This is a genomic window from Lacicoccus qingdaonensis (assembly GCF_900101075.1).
GTDB classification, from domain to species: Bacteria; Bacillota; Bacilli; order Staphylococcales; family Salinicoccaceae; genus Lacicoccus; species Lacicoccus qingdaonensis.
This window is the reverse complement of the sequence record NZ_FNFY01000055.1, coordinates 1-2,145: the sequence shown is the minus strand read 5'-3', so window position 1 is coordinate 2,145 and position 2,145 is coordinate 1. Positions and strand designations below refer to the sequence as shown.

Here is a 2,145-nt window from a genome sequence, read left to right as displayed (position 1 = left end):
TGTCAACGGCAATTTAAAAATGTAGGTTTATGGCAATTTAGAAATGTCGGTTTTCGGCAATGCAATTTGTGGATGAATGTTGTCTAAGTTTGTTTCATTCGGTATGATTTACCTTTGATTTTATAAATCTTTACATGGTGTACCATTCGATCCAGAATCGCTGCAGCTGTTTCCGGACTCCTGAATAATTCACCCCATCCAGAAAGTGAGATATTGGTGGTGAAAATGGTTGAATGGGTTTCATACCGCATGTTCAGTAATTGAAAAATCAAGTCGGCTTCATGTCTCTGAATGGGCAAGTAGCCGATCTCATCAATGATTAACAGTTCATATCTGGCATATCGTCTGAGAACACGCTCAAGCGTCCCTTTTTCATACGCTGTCCGGAGCCGAATCAACAACTCATGACAATTGATGAACAACGTCCGTTTGTTCTGCCGGCAGGCTTCCACCCCCAAGGCGATTGCCAAGTGTGTTTTACCGACGCCGGGACTGCCGATAAAAACGACATTTTCTTGACGTTCCATAAAACCCAAATGCTTTAATTCAAGGACTTCTTTCCGATTCAAGCCAGGTTGAAAATCAAAATCGAATGTATCAAATGTTTTTACTTTAGGAAAGCGAGCGCGGTGAATGGCACGCTCTACTTTCTTTTCTTTTTGAAATGTCATTTCTTTATCTGTCAGCTCCAGAAATGCACTGGTCAACGACATGTCTTCTGTATGGACCTTATCCAATAATATCGGATAATATTCACGCATATTATTGAGTCCCAGTGCTTCAAAATTAGATAGGAGTGTCTGATAATCACTCATTGGCATCATCTCCCAACGCATCATATAACTGCAGGGACTCATGGATATAATTATGAATATCGTCATCCGGCCGGCTCGCAAATACGTCTGATTTCAATATGTTGAACATATCCGCCTGATTATAATTCAATCTTTGGGTCGTTAATGGGTGTGAACGAATCATTTCTCCGTTATAATGGATGTGTATGTTTTCCTCAGTCTCTGACAGCTCAATTTCGACTGTCTTTCCAATATACTGGGGATCTACAGAGTATTTGCATTTACGGAACTGAACCATCGCTTCTTTGGAAACCACTCTCGTCAATTGGTCTTCAAAGTACGGATTTAACAGGTCTTCAGGCAGTGAGTGCAAGTGCTCTTTTTCTTTGGCCTGCCATAATTCGTCGGGAATGGCGTCGGTTGCTTGAGAAATTTCCATGTTGAGCTCATGACATAAATCATGCACGATATGTATCAACTCCACACTGTCTTCAAATTCATGATTATATACCCTCAGCCGGTTCATCGTTCGTGCCAGCGCTTCGACAATCCCTTTAGTCTGGGGACGATAGGGTCGACAAGCAATCGGTTGGAAGTCTGCGTCTTTACTAAACGCATAAAATCGCTGATTAAATACGACCTTATTATACTGAGTCCTGGGCTGGTCCACGACGGTTCGCATATTATCAAACCAAATCTCTCTGGGGACGCCACCGGTGTGGTGGAAGGCATCATCCAAGCACTTAAACAATGTATCCTGGTGCCGGTCAAAGGTCAGTGTGATATATTTCTTTCGGGAAAAAGACAACACATATAAAAATATGTTAAAACGAAAAATCTCACCATGTTGACTGATCAGGGTCATGTCTTCTTTCCAGTCCACTTGTCCCGCTAAGCCCGGGGTGTGGGTCACCCGCACGGTGGCCTGTTTCTGACGCGTCCCTTTCTCTTTTCGACAGTACTGTTTCACCAGACTGTAACTCCCGTCATATCCTTTCTTTTGTAAGAATTTAAATATACTATACGCACTGCATTGAATCTCCAGTTTGTCATGGATGATCGGTTTAAATTCATCCAATTTACTCGGTCTGCTCATTCTTTTCTGCTCCTCTGTGTTTTGGCTTTCTGCCGCATAAGCTGCTTTCACCGTGCGATAGTCACACCCATACTGACGGGCTAATGCGGCAAAGTTGGGCTTGATACCATCGATCATAAATTTTTTGACTCCTTCACGTACGTCTTTCCTCATGAATATCCTCCTTAGATGTCATAAGAAAAGCATACAAAAAAATGTAGGTAAACCAACAATTTTAAATTGCCGATTTCCTACATTTTAATACTGCCATTTACA

2 protein-coding genes are annotated in these 2,145 nt (G+C 42.0%); both read right to left on the bottom strand.

All coding sequences use genetic code 11. The features are described 5' to 3' along the window. Positions 1–83: 83 nt before the first annotated feature. The gene (gene istB / locus BLR15_RS13730; RefSeq protein ID WP_092988359.1) at positions 84–815 is read right to left on the bottom strand and encodes an IS21-like element helper ATPase IstB; all 732 of its coding nucleotides are present in this window, start codon (positions 813–815) and stop codon (positions 84–86) included. Next, entirely contained in the window at positions 808–2,043 is a 1,236-nt protein-coding gene (gene istA / locus BLR15_RS13725; protein WP_092988357.1) for an IS21 family transposase, read from the bottom strand. Before istA ends, istB begins: the two co-directional genes overlap by 8 nt. Positions 2,044–2,145: the final 102 nt, after the last annotated feature.